The sequence below is a fragment of the Tropicibacter alexandrii genome (genome assembly GCF_003667315.2).
GTDB classification, from domain to species: Bacteria; Pseudomonadota; Alphaproteobacteria; order Rhodobacterales; family Rhodobacteraceae; genus Tropicibacter; species Tropicibacter alexandrii.
On record NZ_RCTZ02000033.1, the window covers coordinates 12,575 to 29,595 of the forward strand.

The window sequence follows — 17,021 nt, forward strand, 5'->3', positions numbered from 1 at the left end:
TGCTCAGCCTTCGCCGGCGAGGGTCTCCAGTGTCGGGCGCAGCCCGGACAGGTCATAGCCCGCCTCGGCGGCGCGGGTCAGAACTTCGTCGACGCCAAGCTCGGCGGCATGGCCGAGCGCCCAGATCACCGTGCTGCGCGTCCCGGACGCGCAATAGGCCAGCACCTTGCCATTGGCCTTGGCGACCAGCTCGGACTGCTTGAGGATGTTCTCGGCCGTCATGGTCTGGTGGGTCAGCGGCAGAACCGCAAACTCCAGCCCCGCCGACGTCACGGCTTGGCCAATCGACTCGGCTTGAAGCGCCGGAGGCACTTCGCCGTCGGGGCGATTGCAGATCACGAGGCTGTAACCCGCCTCGCGCAGCGCCGCCGCATCCTCGGGTGAGATCTGCGGCGACACGTGATAGGTTTCTGAGATGATGCGCGTTTCCATAGGCGAGGTTTATTCCGCCGGAACGACCCTGTCCAGACGGCTCCGCACATGCGGCGCCACGGCAAAGCCGGTCAGCATCGCGGCAAGGAAGGCGTAGAGCCCCGGACCGCCGTAGCTGATCGACGCGATGGACGGCCCCGGGCACAGCCCGACAAGGCCCCAGCCGGTCCCGAACATCAGCGATCCGATGACGAGGTTGCGGTCGATCTTGCGCGAGGGCGGCGGCGGCAGCGGCGCGCCGGTCAGGGCGGTGCTGCGGCGCTCGCGCACCAGCCACGCCAGCGCCATCGGGATCATCGCCCCCCCCATGACGAAGGCCAGCGTCGGGTCCCAATTGCCGAACACGTCCAGCCAGCCCTGCACCTTGGTGGTGTCGGTCATGCCCGACACGAACAGGCCCGCACCAAAGAAACCGCCCGCGATCAGGGCTATGAGATGTCTCAACATGTCAGATGACTCCCAGAATGTGACGGAAGAGGATGACCCCGATGCCGCCCGCAAGGATGTAGCACGCCGTCGCGACGAAGCCGCGGACCGACAGGCGCGACATGCCGCAGACCCCGTGACCGGAGGTGCAGCCATTCGCCAGCCGCGTGCCGATCCCGACCAGCAGCCCGGCTGCGACCAGCGCGTACCAGTTGTCAGTGATGTGCGTGTCGACGGAACGGTAGAAGGGCGTCAACACCACGGGCATCACGGCGACCCCCAGCAGGAACAGGATGCGTTCCCATTTCGTATCGAGGCCAGAGCCGTCCACCAGCCCGCCGATGATGCCCGAGGCGCCCATGATCTTGCCATTGCCAAGCAGATAGATCGCGCCTCCGGTGCCGATCAGCAAACCGCCGATCAGGCCCCAGATCCAGTCAATAGGCATGTTGCGTTTCCTTTGATCCTGTAGCTCGCAGCCGGTTTCGCGACGGCTGTGCGTTGATGGAACCCCTCCCTCGCGGCCCTCTCCTGCCGGAGAAAGGGGTGATTTCAGGCCGTCAGAGCTTGTTGACCGGCACTTTGAGGAAGACATCGCCCTGTTCGTCGGCGGGCGGCATCTGTCCGGCGCGCATGTTCACCTGCAACGAGGGGATGATCAGCTTGGGCATGGCCAGCGTCGCATCGCGGGTGTCACGCATGGTGACGAACTCGTCCTTGGACTTGCCTGCGCCGACATGGATGTTGGCGGCCTTCTGTTCGCCCACCGTGGTTTCCCATGCGTATTCGTCGCGGCCCGGCGCCTTGTAGTCGTGACCGACGAAGATGCGGGTCTCGTCCGGCAGGGTCAGGATCTTTTGCACCGACTCGAACAGTGTCTCGGATGACCCACCGGGGAAGTCGCAGCGCGCCGTGCCGAAATCGGGCATGAACAGCGTATCGCCGACAAAGGCCGCGTCGCCGATCACATAGGTCAGGCAGGCGGGCGTGTGGCCCGGCGTGTGCAGCACGTCGACGCGCATCTGGCCGATATGGACGCTGTCGCCCTCGACGAAGAGCTGGTCGAACTGGCTGCCGTCGCGCTGGAACTCGGTCCCTTCGTTGAAGACCTTGCCGAACGTGTCCTGCACGATCTTGATGCGGTCGCCAATGCCGATCTTGCCGCCGACGGCCTCCTGAATGTAGGGCGCGGCGGACAGGTGGTCGGCGTGCACATGCGTTTCGAGCAGCCACTCGACGGTATAGCCCTTGTCCTTGACGAAGGCGATGATCTCGTCTGCGGACTTGGTATCGGTGCGGCCCGACGAGTAGTCGAAGTCCAGCACGGAATCGATGATCGCACAGGAGGTCCCATTCGGGTCGCGCACGACATACGAGATCGTGTTGGTTGCGTCGTCGAAGAATGCGGTCACTTCAGGTTTCATGGTGCGGTTCCTTTTCGAACTTTCGAGGTTCATATACGCAAAACAGAATGTGTTTCAAGGGGCAAGTTGCCTTTGACTTGCATCAATGTCCTCGAAGCCTGCATCGGGCATCATCGTTTCGCAACCTGACGGAGACACGACAGAATGTCCCACCATCAACACAAACTGAAGCTTATCAATCGTTTGCGCGAACTTGGCGGGCGCCTCGAAGAGATCGAGGGCGCGCTTGAGGCCGAGCATTCGAAGGACTGGGAGGAAATGGCCGTCGAGCGCGAAGGCGACGAGGTGCTGGAGGCGCTGGGCGAGTCGGGGCAGGCCGAAATCGCCCGGATCCGGGCTGCGCTGGGCCGGATCGCGGATGGCACATACGGGGTCTGCGTGAAATGCGGCGATGACATCGCGGCGGCGCGTCTGGATGCCGTGCCCGACGCGCCGCTTTGTGCGGAGTGTGCCGGGGGCGCTGACGGATGAACAGGCTTGAAACCCGGATCGAAGAATTGCACGACGAACTGCTGAAGACGCCGGAGGAGGCGCGTGAAGCGGTGCTGGATCACCTCGAACAGGCGGTCCTGTCGCTGGAGGCCAGCGGGCAGCAGGCCCCGCAATGGGCCAAGGCCTATATCGCCGCGCGGGTCGATGCTGCGGTCGAGGCGCAGTTCGACAATCTGCCGCTTTAGGGCAAAATCCGAGTCATATCCGCCACGCTTGGCGGCTTGATTGCGCGCAAATCGGTCAAAATTGGCCAAAACCCTTTGCCAAACTTATCCACAGACCGTCTAATCGCCTGAAAACGCGCGCAAATGCGCGGGGAGCAGGCAGATGGCAGAATTGGTGGTCACCGAAGTCGATCAGGGCGTGGCGTTCTTGTGCGTCAGCCATTCGCCCGTCAACGCCTTGTCGCGTCAGGTGCGCGCCGCGTTGATGGAGGCGGTGGATCGCGCCGAAGAGGACGACAGCGTCGAGGAAATCGTGATCTACGGGGCGGGGCAGACCTTTCCCGCCGGGGCGGATATGGGCGAATATGATCGCCCTCTCGAAGATCCGTTCCTGCGCGACCTGACGGCCCGGGTCGAGTTCTGCGAAAAGCCGGTCATCGCCGCCCTGCATGGCACGGTCTATGGCGGCGGGTTCGAACTGGCGCTGGCCTGCCACTACCGATTGGCCATGCCCGGCACGCGGGCCAGCCTGCCCGAAGTGCTGGTGGGCCTGATCCCCTCGGGCGGCGCAACCCAGCGTCTGCCGCGGCTGGTGGGGGCCAAACTGGCGCTCGACATGATGATGACCGGGGGTGTGCTGGCACTGGACCGGGCGCCGGGGCAGGGGCTGGTCGACGCGGTGGCCAGCAGCGACCTGCGCGGCACCGCCCTGCGTTTTGCCCATGCTTTGCGCGCGCAGGGGGCCGGGCCGCGCAGGCAATGCGATCGCCGCGACGGCTTTGCCGATCCCAAGGCCTACCAAGCCGAGATCAACGCCCGGCGCGCGACGCTCCGGGAGCCCGACGGCGCGGCGGCGCAGATCCTGCACCTCGTCGAGGGCGCGATGCTGCTGCCGTTCGAGGCAGGCTGCGCGATGGAAGAGGCGGCGTTTTCGGACGCGCTCGCGTCACCTGCGGCCAGTGCGCTGCGCCATTCCTTTGCGGCGGAAAGGGCGGCACGGCGCTTTCCGGCCCGCCCCAAGGCGCTGCCGAAACTTGAAACTCTGGCGATTCTCGGCCCCGGTCCGCTGGCCATGCAAATTGCCGTGGCGGCGTTGCAGGCCGGGCTGCGCGTCCAATGGGGCGCCCGCGACATGGCGCGGCTGACCGACAGCGTCAATCAATTACGGGAAATTTTCCCGAAAAATGCCGAGGCGCGCCTTGGCAATCTTGTCACCGGCATCAGCGAGGAGATGGTCACCGGGGCGGAAATGATCCTGCATGCGGCGCGCGGGCAGGGCGATGTGCCCGCCCCGCGGGACGTTCCGCGCGCCGTGGTCAAGGGCGGCAAGGTCGATGCGCTCGGCATGCGGTTTGCGCCGCCGGTCTTCTCCAACCGGCTGGTCGAGATCATCGAAGGTCCGCAAGGCACGCCCGCCCAACAGGCCCATGCGCTCGCCTTGGCGGAACGGCTGGGCAAGGTGGCGGTGCATGTGCGGTCTCAGGGGGAAAGCGTCGCCGGGCTGCTGACCGCCGCGCTCGCCCGTGCCGCCGACGGCCTGATCGATGTCGGATACGATCCCTACGTAATCGACGACGCGGTCGAGTCATGGGGCTGGCACAAACCGCCCTTCCGCACGCGCGACCTGATCGGGCTCGACTCCTTTGCCGACGCGCCCCGTGCCAAGGGCGCGCGCAACTGGTCCAATGAACTGGTCGAGATCGGTCGGCGCGGCTGGGTGTCGGGGCAGGGGTTCTATGACTGGGGCGATGATGGGCACAGCCGCAGCGACGCGGTGCCGCGCCTGATCAACGGGGCCCGTCCGGCCGTGTCCCGACCGGTCGAGGATATCGTGCCGTTGCTGTTGGGCGCGGTTGCCAACGAGGGCCTGCGCGCGCTGGAGCGTGGCATGGTCGACCGCGCGTCGGATCTGGATGTGGTGGCGATGCTGGCGATGGACTTTCCGCGCGGGCGCGGCGGTGCGATGAAGGCCGTATCGATCCTTGGCCTGTTCAAGGTCATGAAGATGCTCGAACGGCTGGACCACCCGGACTCCCATTTCTGGCAGCCCGAACCGATCTGGGGCGAGCTGGTCAAGAATGGCCGCGATTTCGACGCGCTCTAGCCGAGGAAGATGCCGAGGATCACCATCATCAGCCCGATGGTCGACAGGAACAGCGCGCCCATGTTCAAGGGCACGACCTGTTTCACGACATCGCGCAATTCCTCGTCGGACAGGCCCGCCTTGCGCGCCTTCACGACCTTGAGGATGCACCAGACGAGGCCCAACAGCCCCGCGACCGAGATCGCCGCCCCAATCCAGATCAGCCATACCATGGCGCGCACTCCTTGATTTGCTGGCTGCCTCGGGTAAAGGAGGCGGGCGCGGCGCGCAACCCCTTGATGCAGGTCGGGCAGGGGGGTAGCTAGGTTCGGAAAAAATCGCAGGAGGCAGTCATGCAGGACGAAGACAGCGGCAACAGCTACGGCATCGCGGCGGGTGAGCTGAAATCCTTCATCGAGCGCGTGGAGCGCCTCGAAGAAGAGAAGAAGGAGATCGCCGAGCAGATCAAGGAAGTCATGGCCGAAGCCAAGGGGCGCGGCTACGACACCAAGGTCATGCGCAAGATCCTCGCGCTGCGCAAGCGCGACAAGGATGACATCGCCGAGGAAGAGGCGGTGATGGAGATGTATCTCGCCGCGCTGGGCATGGCCTGACGCGAACCGGGAGGCGGGCGTCATCCCCAGGGCGCGAACCCGTCGAACGGGCGCGCTCTGCCAAGGCTGGATGATTGGTCGGGTCGTTCGGGTGCGGGCGGTCCGGTCTGACGGAATGTCAGACCAGCCATCTCATTCGGCGCGGTTCGCGACCCCGAGCAACCTGAACAGGCTGGTCCCGACAAAGATCAGGGCCGCCACACACACGATCGACGGCCCGGCGGGCGTGTCCAAGACATAAGCCGCGCGCAGTCCGATCACGGCCGACGCACCGCCGATGGCCGCCGCGATCAGGGCCATGCCCTCGGGCGTGCGCGACAAGGGCCGCGCGGCGGCGGCGGGGATGATCAGCATCGCCGCGATCAACAGGACGCCCACGACCTTGATCGCCACGGCCACTGTGATGGCGAGCGACAGGGTCAACGCCAGTTGCTCGCGCTTCGGGTCGATGCCGCTGGCATAGGCCAGCTCGTCGTTCAGGGTCGATGTCAGCAGCGCAGACCAGCGCCATGCGATCAGCGCCACGACCAGCGCGGACCCGCCCCAGATCACCGCCAGATCGCCGCGCGACACGGACAGTATGTCGCCGAACAGATAGGCCATCAGGTCGATGCGGATGCCCGACAGGAAAGAGACCGCAACCAGACCGAAGGCCAGCGATGAGTGCGCCAGCACGCCCAGCAGCGTGTCCATCGCGTAGCCTCGCCCGCTGAGCGCGGACACCGTCAGCGCCATGATCAGCGCGACGGCAATCGCGCCGGGGAAGATGGATATCTCCAAAGCCAGCGACAGCGCCACGCCAAGGATTGCGGCATGGGCTGTCGCATCGCCGAAATAGGCCATACGCCGCCAGACGACGAAACTGCCCAGCGGTGCTGCGGCAAAGGCCACGCCGACCCCGGCCAGTGTGGCGCGTGTCATGAAATCGTCCAGCATCACTCGGCTGCCTTTGTCTGTGGGGGGTGGTCGTGTCCGCAGGACTCGTCGTGATGGTGCGCATGATCGTGGTCGTGCCGATAGAGCGCAAGCGCGCCGCCAGTGCCTGTCCCGAAAAGCGCCCGGTATTCCGGTGCCGACGACACGTGTTCCGGCGTGCCGTGACAGCAGACGTGGCCGTTGAGGCAGATCACCCGGTCCGACGCCGACATCACGACGTGCAATTCATGGCTGATCATCAGAACCGCGCAGCCGGTTTCGCGCCGCACATCGTCGATCAGTTGATAAAAGGCCGCAGAGCCGGGCTGATCCAGCCCCGCGGTCGGCTCGTCCAGCAACAAAAGCTGCGGCTTTGCGACCAGCGCGCGGGCCAGCAGGACGCGTTGCAACTGGCCGCCGGACAATTGCGACATCTGACGCTGGGCGAGGTCCGGCACGCCCGCGCGCGCCAGCGCGGCGGTCTTGTCCGCCTTGGAGGCGCCGCCCGGCAAAGACAAGAAGCGCGTCACGGTGATCGGCAGCGTCGGGTCGATGTGCAGCCGTTGCGGCACATAGCCCAGAACAAGGCCCGGCGCCGGGACGATCCGACCGGCTGCGCCCGATACCGCGCCGACGATCGCCCGCAACAGCGTCGTCTTGCCAGACCCGTTCGGGCCGACAATCGTGACGACCTCACCGGGTTCCACGTTCAGGCTGACATCACGCAGGACTTGGGTCGCGCCGTAGCGGACGCTCAGGTTTTCGACGGTCAAGAGGCTCATGAGTCGGGCGTCTCGGTGCAGGAGGGGCATAGCCCGAGCGCCTCGACCACGGTGCGTTCGATCTGGAACCCGGTGGCGCGCGCAGCCTCGCCCAAGGTGCCGGGGGCCGGGGCGGAATGCGCCTCGGCGACCGCGTCGCATTTGCGGCAGATCAGGAAGGCGGGCGAATGGTTGGCGCCGGGATGCGCGCAGGCGATGAAGGCGTTGAGCCGCTCGATCTTGTGCACGAAGCCGTTCTCGACAAGGAAATCCAGCGCGCGATAGGCAACGGGCGGCTGCGCGCCGAACCCCGCATCGCGCAAACGGTCGAGCAGTTCATACGCCCCGAGGGCGCGATGCTCGGACAGCAGGATTTCCAGTGCCGCGCGCCGCACCGGGGTAAAGCGCAAGCCCGCCGCGGCGCAGTGTGTCTCGGCCTCGGACAGGCCCGCGGCGACACAGGTGTCGTGATTATGCGCGTCGAATCCGACAGGTTTGGGCAACGCCTTTGCCCGATCCAAATTGTCCTGAACGCCACGACTTGTCATGTTATCTCATTTCCTGTATTCGGCCTGTAATGTTATACAATCACGTGGAAGCGCAAATGTCCAGATACCTGACGCCCCTCTCCGTCACCGCTTCGCTCTTGGCCGGGACGGCCATGGCGGATGCCCCGAGTGTCGCTGTCGACATTGCCCCGGTGCATTCGCTGGTCGCGCGCGTGATGGAGGGTGTCGGCACGCCATCGCTGATCGTGCAGCCGGGGGCGTCGCCGCATGAATACAGCCTCCGCCCGTCCGAGGCACAGGCGCTGCAAGACGCCGATCTAGTGTTCTGGATTGGCGAAGACCTGACGCCGTGGATGGCGGACGCGGTGGAAACGCTCGCTCCGGATGCGGCGGTCACCGCGCTGTTGGAGACGGATGGCACGACGCTTTTGAGCTTCCGCAATGGCGCGCTGTTCGAGGCGCATGCCCATGACGACGACCACGCGGCGCACGATCATGACAAAGAGCATGGCGATGATGACCACGATCCCGATCATGCGGACCATGCCGAGGGCCACGATGACGGTCACGACCATGGCGACCATGATCCCCATGCGTGGCTGTCGCCCGAGAACGCCGCCAACTGGCTGACCGTGATCGCGGCACACCTGTCCGCCGCCGATCCTGACAATGCCGACAGCTACCAAGCCAACGCCGCAGCCGCGCGCGCAGAGATCGCCAGCCTGTCGGCCGAGGTGACCGCGACCCTCGACACGGTTCGCGGCGGCCGGTTCATCGTGTTCCACGACGCCTACCAGTATTTCGAAACGGCCTTTGATTTCCCCGCCTTCGGTGCCATATCCATCAGCGATTCCTCCGATCCCAGTCCGGCGCGGATCGCGGAAATCCAAGGTCGCATCGCCGACGAAGGTATCCAATGCGTGTTGTCAGAGCCGCAATTCAATCCCGGTCTGGTCGCGACCGTCATGGACGGGGCAGGGGCCAAGACCTCGGTGCTCGATCCTCTTGGTGCCAATCTCGAAACCGGCCCGGACATGTATCCGCAGCTTTTGCGGAGCCTCGCCAACTCGCTTGCCGACTGCCTTTCGTGAACGCGGGGGCGCGGCACCACATCGCCAACGAATGAAAGTCTGGAAAACAGTGCCGCGCCATTTGCCTTTCCTCCTGCTGCCGCTGATCGGATTGACCGGGCCAGCGCTAGCGCATCCCCATATTTTCGTCGATGCCGAAGTGGGGTTCGACATCGAGGCTGCGCAGCTGACATCTCTCCGCATCACATGGACCTATGACGAATTCACCACGCTGGTGCTGTTCGAAACGCTCAACCTCGATACCGATGGCGATGGCGTGCTGAACGCGGAGGATTTGGCCAAGGTCGCAGCGGGCGAAACCGAATGGCCCGACGGCTATAATGGCGACGTGTATCTCGAAGCGGGCCAGCAGGTGATCGCGTTTGGCAAACCGACGAACGCTTCGGCGGAAATGCCCGGCGACAAGGTCACCGTGCGCTTCGATCTGCCGTTGAAGGAACCGCTCGATCTCTCCGCAGGATCGGCGGTCCTGCGGCTTTACGATCCGTATTATTACTACGCCTACACCGTCACCGGCCTGACGAAACCGGAGCCGGGCGAGGGCTCGTGTCAGGCAACGCTTGTCCCGTTTCAGGCCGACGACGCGACCGCCGCGCTGCAAGACCAGCTCGCGGCCCTGTCGCGCGAAGAGATGCCGGAACAGGAGAATGTCGGGCGCCTGTTCGCGGACGAGATTGTCCTGACATGCGACTGACGGGCTACTGGCTTTTTGCGATTCTCGTGGTTGCGGGTTTTGGGCTGTGGCTTGTCCTGCCTTGGGATCAGATGCTTCGCTGGGCCGCCGAAGAACAGCGCGGGTTTCAGAATGCCATGGCGCGCGCCCTGCGTGGCGTCCGGGCGGGGGAGCCTGCGGCCTTGCTGGCGCTGTGCGCCGCGACGGCGGGCTATGGGGTCGTGCACGCTATCGGCCCCGGCCATGGCAAGGTGCTGATCGGTGGCGCGGCGCTGGCCAGCGGGGCGACGTTCCGACGGCTGGCCAGCCTGACGATCCTGTCCAGTCTGGCGCAGGCCGGCACCGCCATCGCCCTGATCGGCCTGCTGGTCTTTGGCCTGCGGATCAGTTCCGGCGATGCGGCGGACCTGACCGAAACCTGGCTCGCGCCGCTGAGCGCGCTTGCCATTTCCCTGATCGGCGGCGTTCTGGTGATGCGCGGCCTCCGGGCGCTGTACCACGGTCGCGGGGCGGCAAAGCACGCAGCAGAGCACCATGGCGATCACTGCGGCTGCGGCCACGCCCACGGTCCCACCCTCGACGAGGTACGCTCGCTCCAGTCCACGCGCGAGGCTGTGGCCATCGTGGCCAGCATCGCGATCCGCCCCTGCACCGGCGCGCTGTTCGTTCTGGTGATTGCCGCGCGCTTCGATGCGTTCTGGGCGGGCGTTCTTGCGGTGCTGGCCATGGCCTCGGGGACAGCGGCAACCATCCTGATCGTGGCCGCCGGAGGGCGTCTGGCGCGTGTGTTCACCGCGATCGGCCAGCCCGGCGGCTCGGCGCAGGCCCTGAACCTGTCGGCGATGATGCACATCGTCGGAGGCGGGCTGATCCTTGGCCTGAGCCTGCTGTTCCTCGCGCCGTACCTGACCTGACGGTCGTCCCATCAACGCCGCGTTGCCCGGATGGAGTGTCAACAAACGGGATGAGGTGCATCCCGTCGTTCGAACGATCTTTTGGCGCATACGCTGCACGCTGCGTCGATGCGTGCGCCCGCATGACCGCTTTGCGCCGACTTCGGTTGAGCCTTTGGCCAACCTGTCCGGCTCGGCCAAGTCGGCCCGGCATCGCGGAGCCCGCTCCATGATCGATGTCGGTCATCACGGGCATCCTTTCCGAAACGGGCCGTTGCAGGTCGAGACCCTGCAGAATGGCCCCCCTTCCGCAGCGCGGGATCTTTTTGGCGCTCCGCTTCGACGGTGCGCCATCCGCCAAGCCGCATTGATGAAGCGGGAAACCTATCGAGACCTCGCCCAAAACTGGCATTTTTTAGTGTAATCTTTTCCACTTAGGATGGTTCAGTTCTGATTTCATTCTCCTTATCTTTTTCCCTTGTCCTCCCTCCACTTGGGTGGTTATACCCGTCGGCGGAGACGTGGCCGAGTGGTCGAAGGCGCTCCCCTGCTAAGGGAGTAGGCGGGAAACCGTCTCGAGGGTTCGAATCCCTTCGTCTCCGCCATAAAAATAGACTAAGATGCTTATTTTTAATGATAATCACTCCTCAGGTGATGATCGAGATACACTTGGGGATACACTTCGTATCAAGTAGTGTATATTTTTGCGACGTACGCCCGTCACCGGCTAAATGCTGTCAGGCTTGACCGACCTTCCACACTGCTCGCACGAATACTCCCTCCGGCGCCGAAGCCGGTCGACATGGGCAGCGGGAAAAAGGACGCCCACATGAACGAGAATACACGTTCAGATCAGCCTTGGCACTTATGGGGTTGGCGTGCGTTGCTCGACGACAATCAATGGGAGGCAGTGGCAGCTTGGTTCGACTTGGCCGAGATCATCCGTACAGACCTTGGTGAGCGCGCAAAGTCTTTGAGCGAGTTTCGCCAAGCGCTGCGACAGATCGTTCCAATTGTTACCATTAAGAACGGCATGGAACGCGACACTCGACACATACGGCCGAACGACCCGCCCGAACTTTGGGAGGGACGCTCGCATCTAAAGCATCTCGCCCACATACTTGATGAAGGCATTCTCGACCATCTTGTCGATGGAGATCCGCCAGCCGCGCGAGAGTATTGGACGGATTACCGGTCTCAGATAGAGGAAACACTCGATGGACTCTATGCGGAGCCGGAAAGCACGGACGGCCACGAAGATTTATCCCGCAAGTCTCACGTCCGAGACGCGAAAACCCACCTCAGAAACATTGACTTTGCGACACAGGTGGCCTTGTCACAGGCCCAAGACGACGATGAACGCGTATGGGTTCAGGAGTTGGTGAGCGAAATCGCGCATGACGCCTTCCTGGCCGGGCGCCATACCCAAGTTGCCTGGGGAAAGAATTTCGAGCCCGATGCATTGATCCGTCGAAAGTCACTGGCAGGCTTTGTTGCAAGCCAAGCGGAGCGTACTGCCTACTTCGAACAGCGAAAAGAAGAACACGAGCGCGCCTTGGAACACGCACGACTCGTCCGTGCCTATGTCCTCGAGCGCCACAGCCATGAGATGAACGCGAATCCTTCAAAGGCTGCACTCGGAAAGTTGATTCATGAGAATTGGGACCGCGTAGGTGGCGAGGATCGCCCCCCAAAGCCGAAGGAGCCGACCATCACGCGGAACTGGCTTTCGAAAAATCTCATCTGACCTCACTCGACCGTTCGGTCGAATGAGTCTCCTCAATCTACTCATGGGATGTCGCCTCGGCGCGGCACCTAACATGAGAACGCAGGAGACATCCCGTGAGCAAGAAATCATACAGTCCAGGAGCCACACAGCAGCCATTCGGGCACGCACTATGCATCCATAACTTGGGGCAAACCGCGTACTTTCCCGACCAGTTCTTGTCCGACACCGGCTGCGCACAACTTTTGTCCTGCTCGAAAGCGACGTGGTGGAGACGCGTGGCCGATGGCACCATGCCGAACCCGATCCGGATCGGCTCGATCACGCGATGGAGGCTGTCAGAGGTCTTGGCGGCGATCGAGGCCTTGCAGCACCAAACGAATGGGGGGGCCGCATCATGACTGCTGCGGAAACCCTCACCCGCGCGCTGAACGGGCTCTGGTTCGGCTGTTATGGCACGGCGCCATGCCCCGTTTGCCAACCCGAGCGACGCCGCGACCAAACGGCTTTGACGATTACGAATCGTGGTGACGATCACGGCCTGCTTTTGAATTGCAAGAAATCCAATTGCGCATTTCGCGATATCCTGCAAGCAGCGGGCGCAAGCGCCAGCGCTGCCTGTCGCAAGAGCCATGTTGCATCTGGCACCGACCTGAATGCAGAACGGCAGAAGCGGGTTGAAGCCCGCTCTCGACAGGCCGAGCGCTGCTGGGCAGGAACTGTTCCGCTCAAGAGTAGCGTTGCGCTCAGCTACCTAAGGGCGCGAGGCATTTCCTTCACGCCCTCTTCAGCGCTGCGGTATCATCCCCGGTGCTTCCACGGTCGTGTCAAAGCCCACCTGCCCGCACTTGTTGCAAAGGTGTCGGGCAGCCACGGCTTTGGCGTTCATCGGACGTTTCTTGCGCCAGACGGCCGCGGTAAGGCACATGTCACGCCACAAAAGATGATGCTGGGAGTGACTGCCGGGGGCTATGTCGAAGTAGCACCAGGCACTGGCCCCTTGGTGATCGGTGAGGGCATAGAAAGCACCCTGTCTTTCATTGCTCTGCACATGACACCTGACACACGTGCGTTTGCCGCACTGTCAGCAGGCAACATGCCGAAGGTCCGCTTGCCCGTACAAGCAGGTCGACTGGTCATCGCAATGGACGCGGACGATTCAAGCGGCATTGGCATCGCAAAGGGTCATGCGCTGGCTGAGAGGGCACGTGCGAAAGGTTGGTCCGTCGAACTGGCCCCAGCACCGCAAGGGCTCGATTGGAATGATGTGCTCCGCCTTCAAATCAGCGCGAGGGTGGGGCAATGACTGACGCCATCAAGCCGTCCGCAGATCCTATTGATGGGTTGCCCAAGTGCTTCACGTTGAAATCTGACGGGATATACCTGAAGGCAGACAATGCCGACAAACCTGACCAATGGATTTGCTCCGGGATCGTCGTGCTTGCCCGGATACGCGACAGCCACAGCACCGGCTGGGGCCTGCTGATCGAAGTCACCGACCATGACGGGCATAAACACCAGTCTCCCATTTCAGCGAGCCTTCTTGCGGGGGATGGGACGGAACTGCGCGCGCAGCTCTTGCAGCTTGGTGCCCGTCTCGCTCAAGACGTCAATTCGCGCCGCGCGTTCATGCGTCTGCTTGGTGAATGGTCACCTTCGGTACGGGTGTTGAAAGCCAACCGCCTCGGTTGGGTTGACGATGCCTGCACAGCATTTCTATGCGGCAATGGCGAAGCGATTGGCGAAAGCCACATCGTTTTTCAGAATGGTGAAGCGTCTGCGGAAACAACCGACATGGTACAGAAAGGAACTCTCGCGGACTGGAAAGCGACAGTTGCGAGCCAGTGCGTCGACAATCCGTTGTTGTTGTTTGCGGTGTCTCTCGCCTTTGCCGGGGTCATTCTGGAACCGCTGAGATACGATGGCGGTGGTGTCCATCTGCGCGGTCAATCCAGCAGCGGCAAATCAACTGTCTTGCGGGTTTCGGCCTCCGTATGGGGATCACCACGGTTTGTGCAGAGTTGGCGTGCAACGGCAAACGGGCTGGAAGGTATTGCCGTCAGCCGCAACAGCACACTTCTGCCGCTTGATGAGTTGGGGGAAATCTCCGGACATGAAGCGGGCAACGTGGTCTACATGTTGTCCAATGGCAAGGGGAAGAGCCGCGCCAGTAAGTCCGGCAGCCCGCAACCCTGTTTGCGCTGGAAGACAATGGTCCTGTCTTCCGGAGAAATCACACTTGCGGACAAGATCGCGGAAGCAGGCGGGCGGCCAGCTGCAGGTCAGGATATCCGCCTGCTTGATATCGTTGCGGATTGCCGTGCCTTTGGTGCCTTTGATCACCTGCACGGGGCTCCAGACGGCTCATCGTTCTCGAAGCAGCTGTCGGCAGCAACGTCTGCGAACTACGGAAAGGCAGGCCCGGAATTCGTCCGTCGCCTCTTGGCGGACGCGGACGTCGAAACACACCTGCGCGGCGTCATCACCGGGTTTCAGAAAGAGGTTCGCCTCCGCCTCAACCCCAAAGGCGACGGACAAACAGATCGCGCGGCGGCCCAGTTCGCTCTGATCGCGGCAGCCGGGGAGTACGCGATCGGTCAATGCCTGACGGGATGGGAATCCGGCGCAGCCAGACTAGCCGCGATGGAACTGTTCGAGGAATGGCTTGATCGCAGGGGCGGCGCCATGCCCGCAGAAGCACGCGCCGCCCGCGAGAGGGTTCGTGCCTATCTGCTACGCAACAGTCGCGCCATCATGGCCATCGAGAATGCCGGGACCAAACTGACCGGGTCCAGTGATATCGGATGGTATTGCGATCAGGTGTTCTACTTGCCCAGCAATGTCTGGCAGACCATCCACGAAGGGCAAGATCCCTCCGGATCGGCAAGGTGCCTGAAACAGGCTGGTATTCTTGAGCCTGCCGACGGGGACAATTTGCAAGTGCGTTTACCCAGTCGCCTAGATCCCGAAAGGCCGCGTGCCTATGCCATTCACAGCAGATTTCTAGATGAATACTGACAGGATCTGCCTTTTCTTGCTCGGACCGCTCGGACAACTCGGACAGGCCTGAAATTGTTAATATTTTTTTCAGGGCACCGGCTTTCTTCGGCTCGGACAACTCGGACAGAATAATCGCCGGTCCGAGTTGTCCGAGTAGGCCCGCGCTCTCGACATGTCAAAATTGGCAGTAATTTCAAAGCTGTCCGAGTTGTCCGAGCGGTCCGAGCATGATTATCACCAAGCTGCAATCGGGCACTCAGCATGCAAACAAAAAAGAGAGTTTCCATATGATTTGTGACACCGCAGCGCAACTCGACATCCGCAAGATGCCGCCTGAACTCAGGCCCGTGCCACATGTAGTCGACTTTGAAGGCGAACGATTGGTAACGACTTGGACCACAACCCAATTTGGAGGCCGACGCCAATGGTGGCTTTGTCCGTCCTGCGACCGACGCTGCGCGATCATCTATCGCAGGGGCAAGGGCCCGCTTTGGGGATGCAGGATCTGCATGGGCGGGAGATACGCCAGCGAGCACAAATCACCCCGCCAACGCTTGCTCCAGAAGATCAAGAAACTGCGCAAGCGCTTGGGACAAACCTCCGGCTTCATCGGCACTGCTCCGCCTCCGAAGCCAACGAACATGCATTGGCGGACGTATGATCGCTTGGTTGCCGAGTTGGAGGCCATGGAGGCAGTATATCTGGCGCCGGATTTCGAGGCAATGGAAGCGCGCGAACGTTGGAGGGCGAAGTTGCTGGCACAAGTGTGAAAAGGCATGCAAAATTGGGTGAGACTCAATTTCTGTGGCGTCTTTCATGCCGAATGCTGATGGCGCGCCGAGAGCAGGTCGATACCTGCGGCGCCATACATCTGCCGTTTCAACCATTTCAGCCGGTTGTTTTGGCGTTCTGTCTGGCCGTTGGACCAAGGCTCGCGAAGCGCCGCCGCAACCGCGTCGACATCTGCAGAGAGAGCGCGCGGAAAGCCGGGCAGTCCAGACGCCTTCGCTTGGTCCAACCAGTCAATCAGCCCTCCTCTTCGCCGTTGCAGGCCATAGATGTAGAGGCCTGTCCGTCGTCAGAGTTTCCGGAGAGCTGGGGCCGTTTTGTAACGGAGGCTCTGGCTCGGTTTCTCTTTGAGTTTAAGCGGCTGCGGTTTGGTGCTGCAACCGGCGTCGTCGGATTGTCTGTTTCTTTATCTCCTCTCTGATCTTCAGAATCTTTGCGCCTCGGCCATGATAGACGTCGGCGGGTGTCAGGTTGGCCAAGCTCTCGTGGTATCGATGGTTGTTGTAGTGGTCGACGAAAGCGCTGGTCGTGTCTTGGAGTTGGTGGAAATTTGAAGGCGGCGTAATCTCCGGGTGAACATCCACCCACCCAACCGGCGGCGGCAAGATGACGTCCCAGTTGATGGTGTAGCTCACGACAGGCCTCGCGCTCACCGGCGGGCCGAGCTTGTCAGTCACGCTGCGCCGCAGGCAGGCTGACCACGACATCATCGCAGACAGGGGCCAGCGTTTCCAGCGTCATATATCGGCCGCGCTGGACCGTCCATTCCTCGGTCTGCTCCATCAGGATTGCGCCAACGAGGCGGCGGATGGATGCCTCGTTCGGAAAGATACCCACCACGTCGGTGCGCCTCTTGATCTCGCCGTTCAGGCGCTCGATTGGATTCGTGCTGTGCAGCTTCGTCCGGTGCTGCTGGGGAAAGGTCATGTAGGCGAGGACGTCCTCCTCGGCCCCGTCCATGAGCGTTGCGAGCTTGGGCAGCTTTGGGCGCATCTGGTCCGCGACCTGGCGCCATTGGGCCTTTGCCGC

22 protein-coding genes, 1 tRNA gene and 1 pseudogene are annotated in these 17,021 nt (G+C 62.7%); 13 read left to right on the forward strand and 11 right to left on the reverse strand.

The genetic code is table 11. The features are described 5' to 3' along the window. Positions 1-3 precede the first annotated feature (3 nt). From D8Z78_RS23325 to D8Z78_RS23340, 4 genes are all read right to left on the reverse strand, one after another. Positions 4-432, reverse strand: coding sequence for a protein tyrosine phosphatase family protein (locus D8Z78_RS23325; protein WP_121634213.1), 429 nt, complete (start codon positions 430-432; stop codon positions 4-6). A 9-nt stretch (positions 433-441) separates the two neighbouring features. Next, positions 442-879, reverse strand: coding sequence for a DUF6691 family protein (locus D8Z78_RS23330; RefSeq protein ID WP_121634211.1), 438 nt, complete (start codon positions 877-879; stop codon positions 442-444). 1 nt (position 880) lies between these two features. Continuing rightward, positions 881-1,306, reverse strand: coding sequence for a YeeE/YedE family protein (locus D8Z78_RS23335; RefSeq protein ID WP_121634209.1), 426 nt, complete (start codon positions 1,304-1,306; stop codon positions 881-883). A 112-nt stretch (positions 1,307-1,418) separates the two neighbouring features. Continuing rightward, on the reverse strand, positions 1,419-2,282 hold the full coding sequence (locus D8Z78_RS23340) for an MBL fold metallo-hydrolase (protein WP_121634207.1): 864 nt from the start codon (positions 2,280-2,282) through the stop codon (positions 1,419-1,421). Between the two features lie 144 nt (positions 2,283-2,426). Here D8Z78_RS23340 and D8Z78_RS23345 point away from each other — a divergent pair, with 144 nt between their 5' ends. The 3 genes from D8Z78_RS23345 (at position 2,427) to D8Z78_RS23355 (ending at position 5,042) form a co-directional block, all read left to right on the forward strand. Next, positions 2,427-2,753 carry a TraR/DksA family transcriptional regulator gene (locus D8Z78_RS23345; protein WP_121634205.1) on the forward strand — a complete coding sequence of 109 codons (327 nt, stop codon included), beginning with the start codon at positions 2,427-2,429 and terminating at the stop codon, positions 2,751-2,753. After that, entirely contained in the window at positions 2,750-2,959 is a 210-nt protein-coding gene (locus D8Z78_RS23350; RefSeq protein WP_121634203.1) for a hypothetical protein, read from the forward strand. The genes D8Z78_RS23345 and D8Z78_RS23350 overlap by 4 nt, the downstream gene beginning before the upstream one ends. Before the next feature lie 142 nt (positions 2,960-3,101). After that, positions 3,102-5,042 (forward strand): enoyl-CoA hydratase/isomerase family protein, encoded by a 1,941-nt coding sequence (locus tag D8Z78_RS23355; protein ID WP_121634201.1) that lies wholly within the window; start codon positions 3,102-3,104, stop codon positions 5,040-5,042. On the opposite strand, the gene D8Z78_RS23360 is transcribed toward D8Z78_RS23355, so the two are convergent. Then, positions 5,039-5,254 carry a hypothetical protein gene (locus D8Z78_RS23360; protein WP_121634199.1) on the reverse strand — a complete coding sequence of 72 codons (216 nt, stop codon included), beginning with the start codon at positions 5,252-5,254 and terminating at the stop codon, positions 5,039-5,041. The two genes, D8Z78_RS23355 and D8Z78_RS23360, sit on opposite strands and share 4 nt — an antisense overlap. A gap of 120 nt (positions 5,255-5,374) precedes the next feature. Between D8Z78_RS23360 and D8Z78_RS23365 the strand changes: the two genes are divergently transcribed. Next, entirely contained in the window at positions 5,375-5,635 is a 261-nt protein-coding gene (locus tag D8Z78_RS23365; RefSeq protein WP_121634198.1) for a DUF2312 domain-containing protein, read from the forward strand. 132 nt (positions 5,636-5,767) lie between these two features. Here the strand turns inward: D8Z78_RS23365 and D8Z78_RS23370 are convergent, their stop codons facing one another. The 3 genes from D8Z78_RS23370 to D8Z78_RS23380 are packed head-to-tail and all read right to left on the reverse strand — an operon-like array spanning position 5,768 to position 7,859. After that, positions 5,768-6,571 (reverse strand): metal ABC transporter permease, encoded by an 804-nt coding sequence (locus D8Z78_RS23370; RefSeq protein ID WP_121634196.1) that lies wholly within the window; start codon positions 6,569-6,571, stop codon positions 5,768-5,770. Further along, complete coding sequence (locus tag D8Z78_RS23375; RefSeq protein ID WP_121634194.1) at positions 6,571-7,332, reverse strand: metal ABC transporter ATP-binding protein; 762 nt, start codon at positions 7,330-7,332, stop codon at positions 6,571-6,573. Before D8Z78_RS23375 ends, D8Z78_RS23370 begins: the two co-directional genes overlap by 1 nt. Then, the gene (locus tag D8Z78_RS23380) at positions 7,329-7,859 is read right to left on the reverse strand and encodes a Fur family transcriptional regulator (RefSeq protein ID WP_121634192.1); all 531 of its coding nucleotides are present in this window, start codon (positions 7,857-7,859) and stop codon (positions 7,329-7,331) included. The genes D8Z78_RS23375 and D8Z78_RS23380 overlap by 4 nt, the downstream gene beginning before the upstream one ends. Before the next feature lie 56 nt (positions 7,860-7,915). Between D8Z78_RS23380 and D8Z78_RS23385 the strand changes: the two genes are divergently transcribed. From D8Z78_RS23385 to D8Z78_RS23430, 9 genes are all read left to right on the forward strand, one after another. Beyond that, complete coding sequence (locus D8Z78_RS23385; RefSeq protein WP_121634190.1) at positions 7,916-8,911, forward strand: zinc ABC transporter substrate-binding protein; 996 nt, start codon at positions 7,916-7,918, stop codon at positions 8,909-8,911. 61 nt (positions 8,912-8,972) lie between these two features. After that, positions 8,973-9,605: a DUF1007 family protein gene (locus D8Z78_RS23390; RefSeq protein WP_164933073.1), complete on the forward strand. Its 633-nt coding sequence runs from the start codon at positions 8,973-8,975 to the stop codon at positions 9,603-9,605. Beyond that, positions 9,596-10,498, forward strand: a complete 903-nt coding sequence (locus D8Z78_RS23395) for a nickel/cobalt transporter (RefSeq protein ID WP_121634186.1) — start codon at positions 9,596-9,598, stop codon at positions 10,496-10,498. Before D8Z78_RS23390 ends, D8Z78_RS23395 begins: the two co-directional genes overlap by 10 nt. Positions 10,499-10,706: 208 nt before the next feature. Then, positions 10,707-10,901 (forward strand): hypothetical protein, encoded by a 195-nt coding sequence (locus D8Z78_RS23400; protein WP_128910909.1) that lies wholly within the window; start codon positions 10,707-10,709, stop codon positions 10,899-10,901. A 91-nt stretch (positions 10,902-10,992) separates the two neighbouring features. Beyond that, positions 10,993-11,082: transfer RNA gene (locus D8Z78_RS23405), tRNA-Ser, on the forward strand. 224 nt (positions 11,083-11,306) lie between these two features. Then, positions 11,307-12,224 carry a hypothetical protein gene (locus tag D8Z78_RS23410; RefSeq protein WP_121634184.1) on the forward strand — a complete coding sequence of 306 codons (918 nt, stop codon included), beginning with the start codon at positions 11,307-11,309 and terminating at the stop codon, positions 12,222-12,224. A 376-nt stretch (positions 12,225-12,600) separates the two neighbouring features. Continuing rightward, positions 12,601-13,509 carry a DUF7146 domain-containing protein gene (locus tag D8Z78_RS23420; RefSeq protein WP_164933074.1) on the forward strand — a complete coding sequence of 303 codons (909 nt, stop codon included), beginning with the start codon at positions 12,601-12,603 and terminating at the stop codon, positions 13,507-13,509. After that, positions 13,506-15,221 carry a DUF927 domain-containing protein gene (locus D8Z78_RS23425; RefSeq protein ID WP_121634180.1) on the forward strand — a complete coding sequence of 572 codons (1,716 nt, stop codon included), beginning with the start codon at positions 13,506-13,508 and terminating at the stop codon, positions 15,219-15,221. Before D8Z78_RS23420 ends, D8Z78_RS23425 begins: the two co-directional genes overlap by 4 nt. Positions 15,222-15,430: 209 nt before the next feature. Next, on the forward strand, positions 15,431-15,973 hold the full coding sequence (locus D8Z78_RS23430; protein WP_128910910.1) for a hypothetical protein: 543 nt from the start codon (positions 15,431-15,433) through the stop codon (positions 15,971-15,973). Between the two features lie 44 nt (positions 15,974-16,017). Here D8Z78_RS23430 and D8Z78_RS23435 read toward each other — a convergent pair. The 3 genes and pseudogenes from D8Z78_RS23435 to D8Z78_RS23445 form a co-directional block, all read right to left on the reverse strand. After that, a pseudogene (locus D8Z78_RS23435) lies at positions 16,018-16,224 on the reverse strand (transposase); the annotation flags it as partial. Positions 16,225-16,345: 121 nt separating this feature from the next. Further along, on the reverse strand, positions 16,346-16,702 hold the full coding sequence (locus tag D8Z78_RS25400; protein ID WP_420824339.1) for an integrase core domain-containing protein: 357 nt from the start codon (positions 16,700-16,702) through the stop codon (positions 16,346-16,348). Further along, on the reverse strand, positions 16,662-17,021 hold a 360-nt coding region (locus tag D8Z78_RS23445; RefSeq protein ID WP_206169730.1), incomplete at its 5' end, for a transposase. The genes D8Z78_RS25400 and D8Z78_RS23445, both read right to left, overlap by 41 nt.

What these genes read in the sequence shown, in the direction of transcription:
- D8Z78_RS23430 (WP_128910910.1), top strand. Translation starts at nt 15,431, where the DNA reads ATGATTATCACCAAGCTGCAATCGGGCACTCAGCATGCAAACAAAAAA.
- D8Z78_RS23395 (WP_121634186.1), top strand. Translation starts at nt 9,596, where the DNA reads ATGCGACTGACGGGCTACTGGCTTTTTGCGATTCTCGTGGTTGCGGGT.
- D8Z78_RS23375 (WP_121634194.1), bottom strand. Translation starts at nt 7,332, where the DNA reads ATGAGCCTCTTGACCGTCGAAAACCTGAGCGTCCGCTACGGCGCGACC.
- D8Z78_RS23410 (WP_121634184.1), top strand. Translation starts at nt 11,307, where the DNA reads ATGAACGAGAATACACGTTCAGATCAGCCTTGGCACTTATGGGGTTGG.
- D8Z78_RS23400 (WP_128910909.1), top strand. Translation starts at nt 10,707, where the DNA reads ATGATCGATGTCGGTCATCACGGGCATCCTTTCCGAAACGGGCCGTTG.
- D8Z78_RS23345 (WP_121634205.1), top strand. Translation starts at nt 2,427, where the DNA reads ATGTCCCACCATCAACACAAACTGAAGCTTATCAATCGTTTGCGCGAA.
- D8Z78_RS23365 (WP_121634198.1), top strand. Translation starts at nt 5,375, where the DNA reads ATGCAGGACGAAGACAGCGGCAACAGCTACGGCATCGCGGCGGGTGAG.
- D8Z78_RS23330 (WP_121634211.1), bottom strand. Translation starts at nt 879, where the DNA reads ATGTTGAGACATCTCATAGCCCTGATCGCGGGCGGTTTCTTTGGTGCG.
- D8Z78_RS23340 (WP_121634207.1), bottom strand. Translation starts at nt 2,282, where the DNA reads ATGAAACCTGAAGTGACCGCATTCTTCGACGACGCAACCAACACGATC.
- D8Z78_RS23360 (WP_121634199.1), bottom strand. Translation starts at nt 5,254, where the DNA reads ATGGTATGGCTGATCTGGATTGGGGCGGCGATCTCGGTCGCGGGGCTG.
- D8Z78_RS23385 (WP_121634190.1), top strand. Translation starts at nt 7,916, where the DNA reads ATGTCCAGATACCTGACGCCCCTCTCCGTCACCGCTTCGCTCTTGGCC.
- D8Z78_RS23380 (WP_121634192.1), bottom strand. Translation starts at nt 7,859, where the DNA reads ATGACAAGTCGTGGCGTTCAGGACAATTTGGATCGGGCAAAGGCGTTG.
- D8Z78_RS23355 (WP_121634201.1), top strand. Translation starts at nt 3,102, where the DNA reads ATGGCAGAATTGGTGGTCACCGAAGTCGATCAGGGCGTGGCGTTCTTG.
- D8Z78_RS23350 (WP_121634203.1), top strand. Translation starts at nt 2,750, where the DNA reads ATGAACAGGCTTGAAACCCGGATCGAAGAATTGCACGACGAACTGCTG.
- D8Z78_RS23335 (WP_121634209.1), bottom strand. Translation starts at nt 1,306, where the DNA reads ATGCCTATTGACTGGATCTGGGGCCTGATCGGCGGTTTGCTGATCGGC.
- D8Z78_RS23370 (WP_121634196.1), bottom strand. Translation starts at nt 6,571, where the DNA reads ATGCTGGACGATTTCATGACACGCGCCACACTGGCCGGGGTCGGCGTG.
- D8Z78_RS23325 (WP_121634213.1), bottom strand. Translation starts at nt 432, where the DNA reads ATGGAAACGCGCATCATCTCAGAAACCTATCACGTGTCGCCGCAGATC.
- D8Z78_RS23425 (WP_121634180.1), top strand. Translation starts at nt 13,506, where the DNA reads ATGACTGACGCCATCAAGCCGTCCGCAGATCCTATTGATGGGTTGCCC.
- D8Z78_RS23420 (WP_164933074.1), top strand. Translation starts at nt 12,601, where the DNA reads ATGACTGCTGCGGAAACCCTCACCCGCGCGCTGAACGGGCTCTGGTTC.
- D8Z78_RS25400 (WP_420824339.1), bottom strand. Translation starts at nt 16,702, where the DNA reads ATGATGTCGTGGTCAGCCTGCCTGCGGCGCAGCGTGACTGACAAGCTC.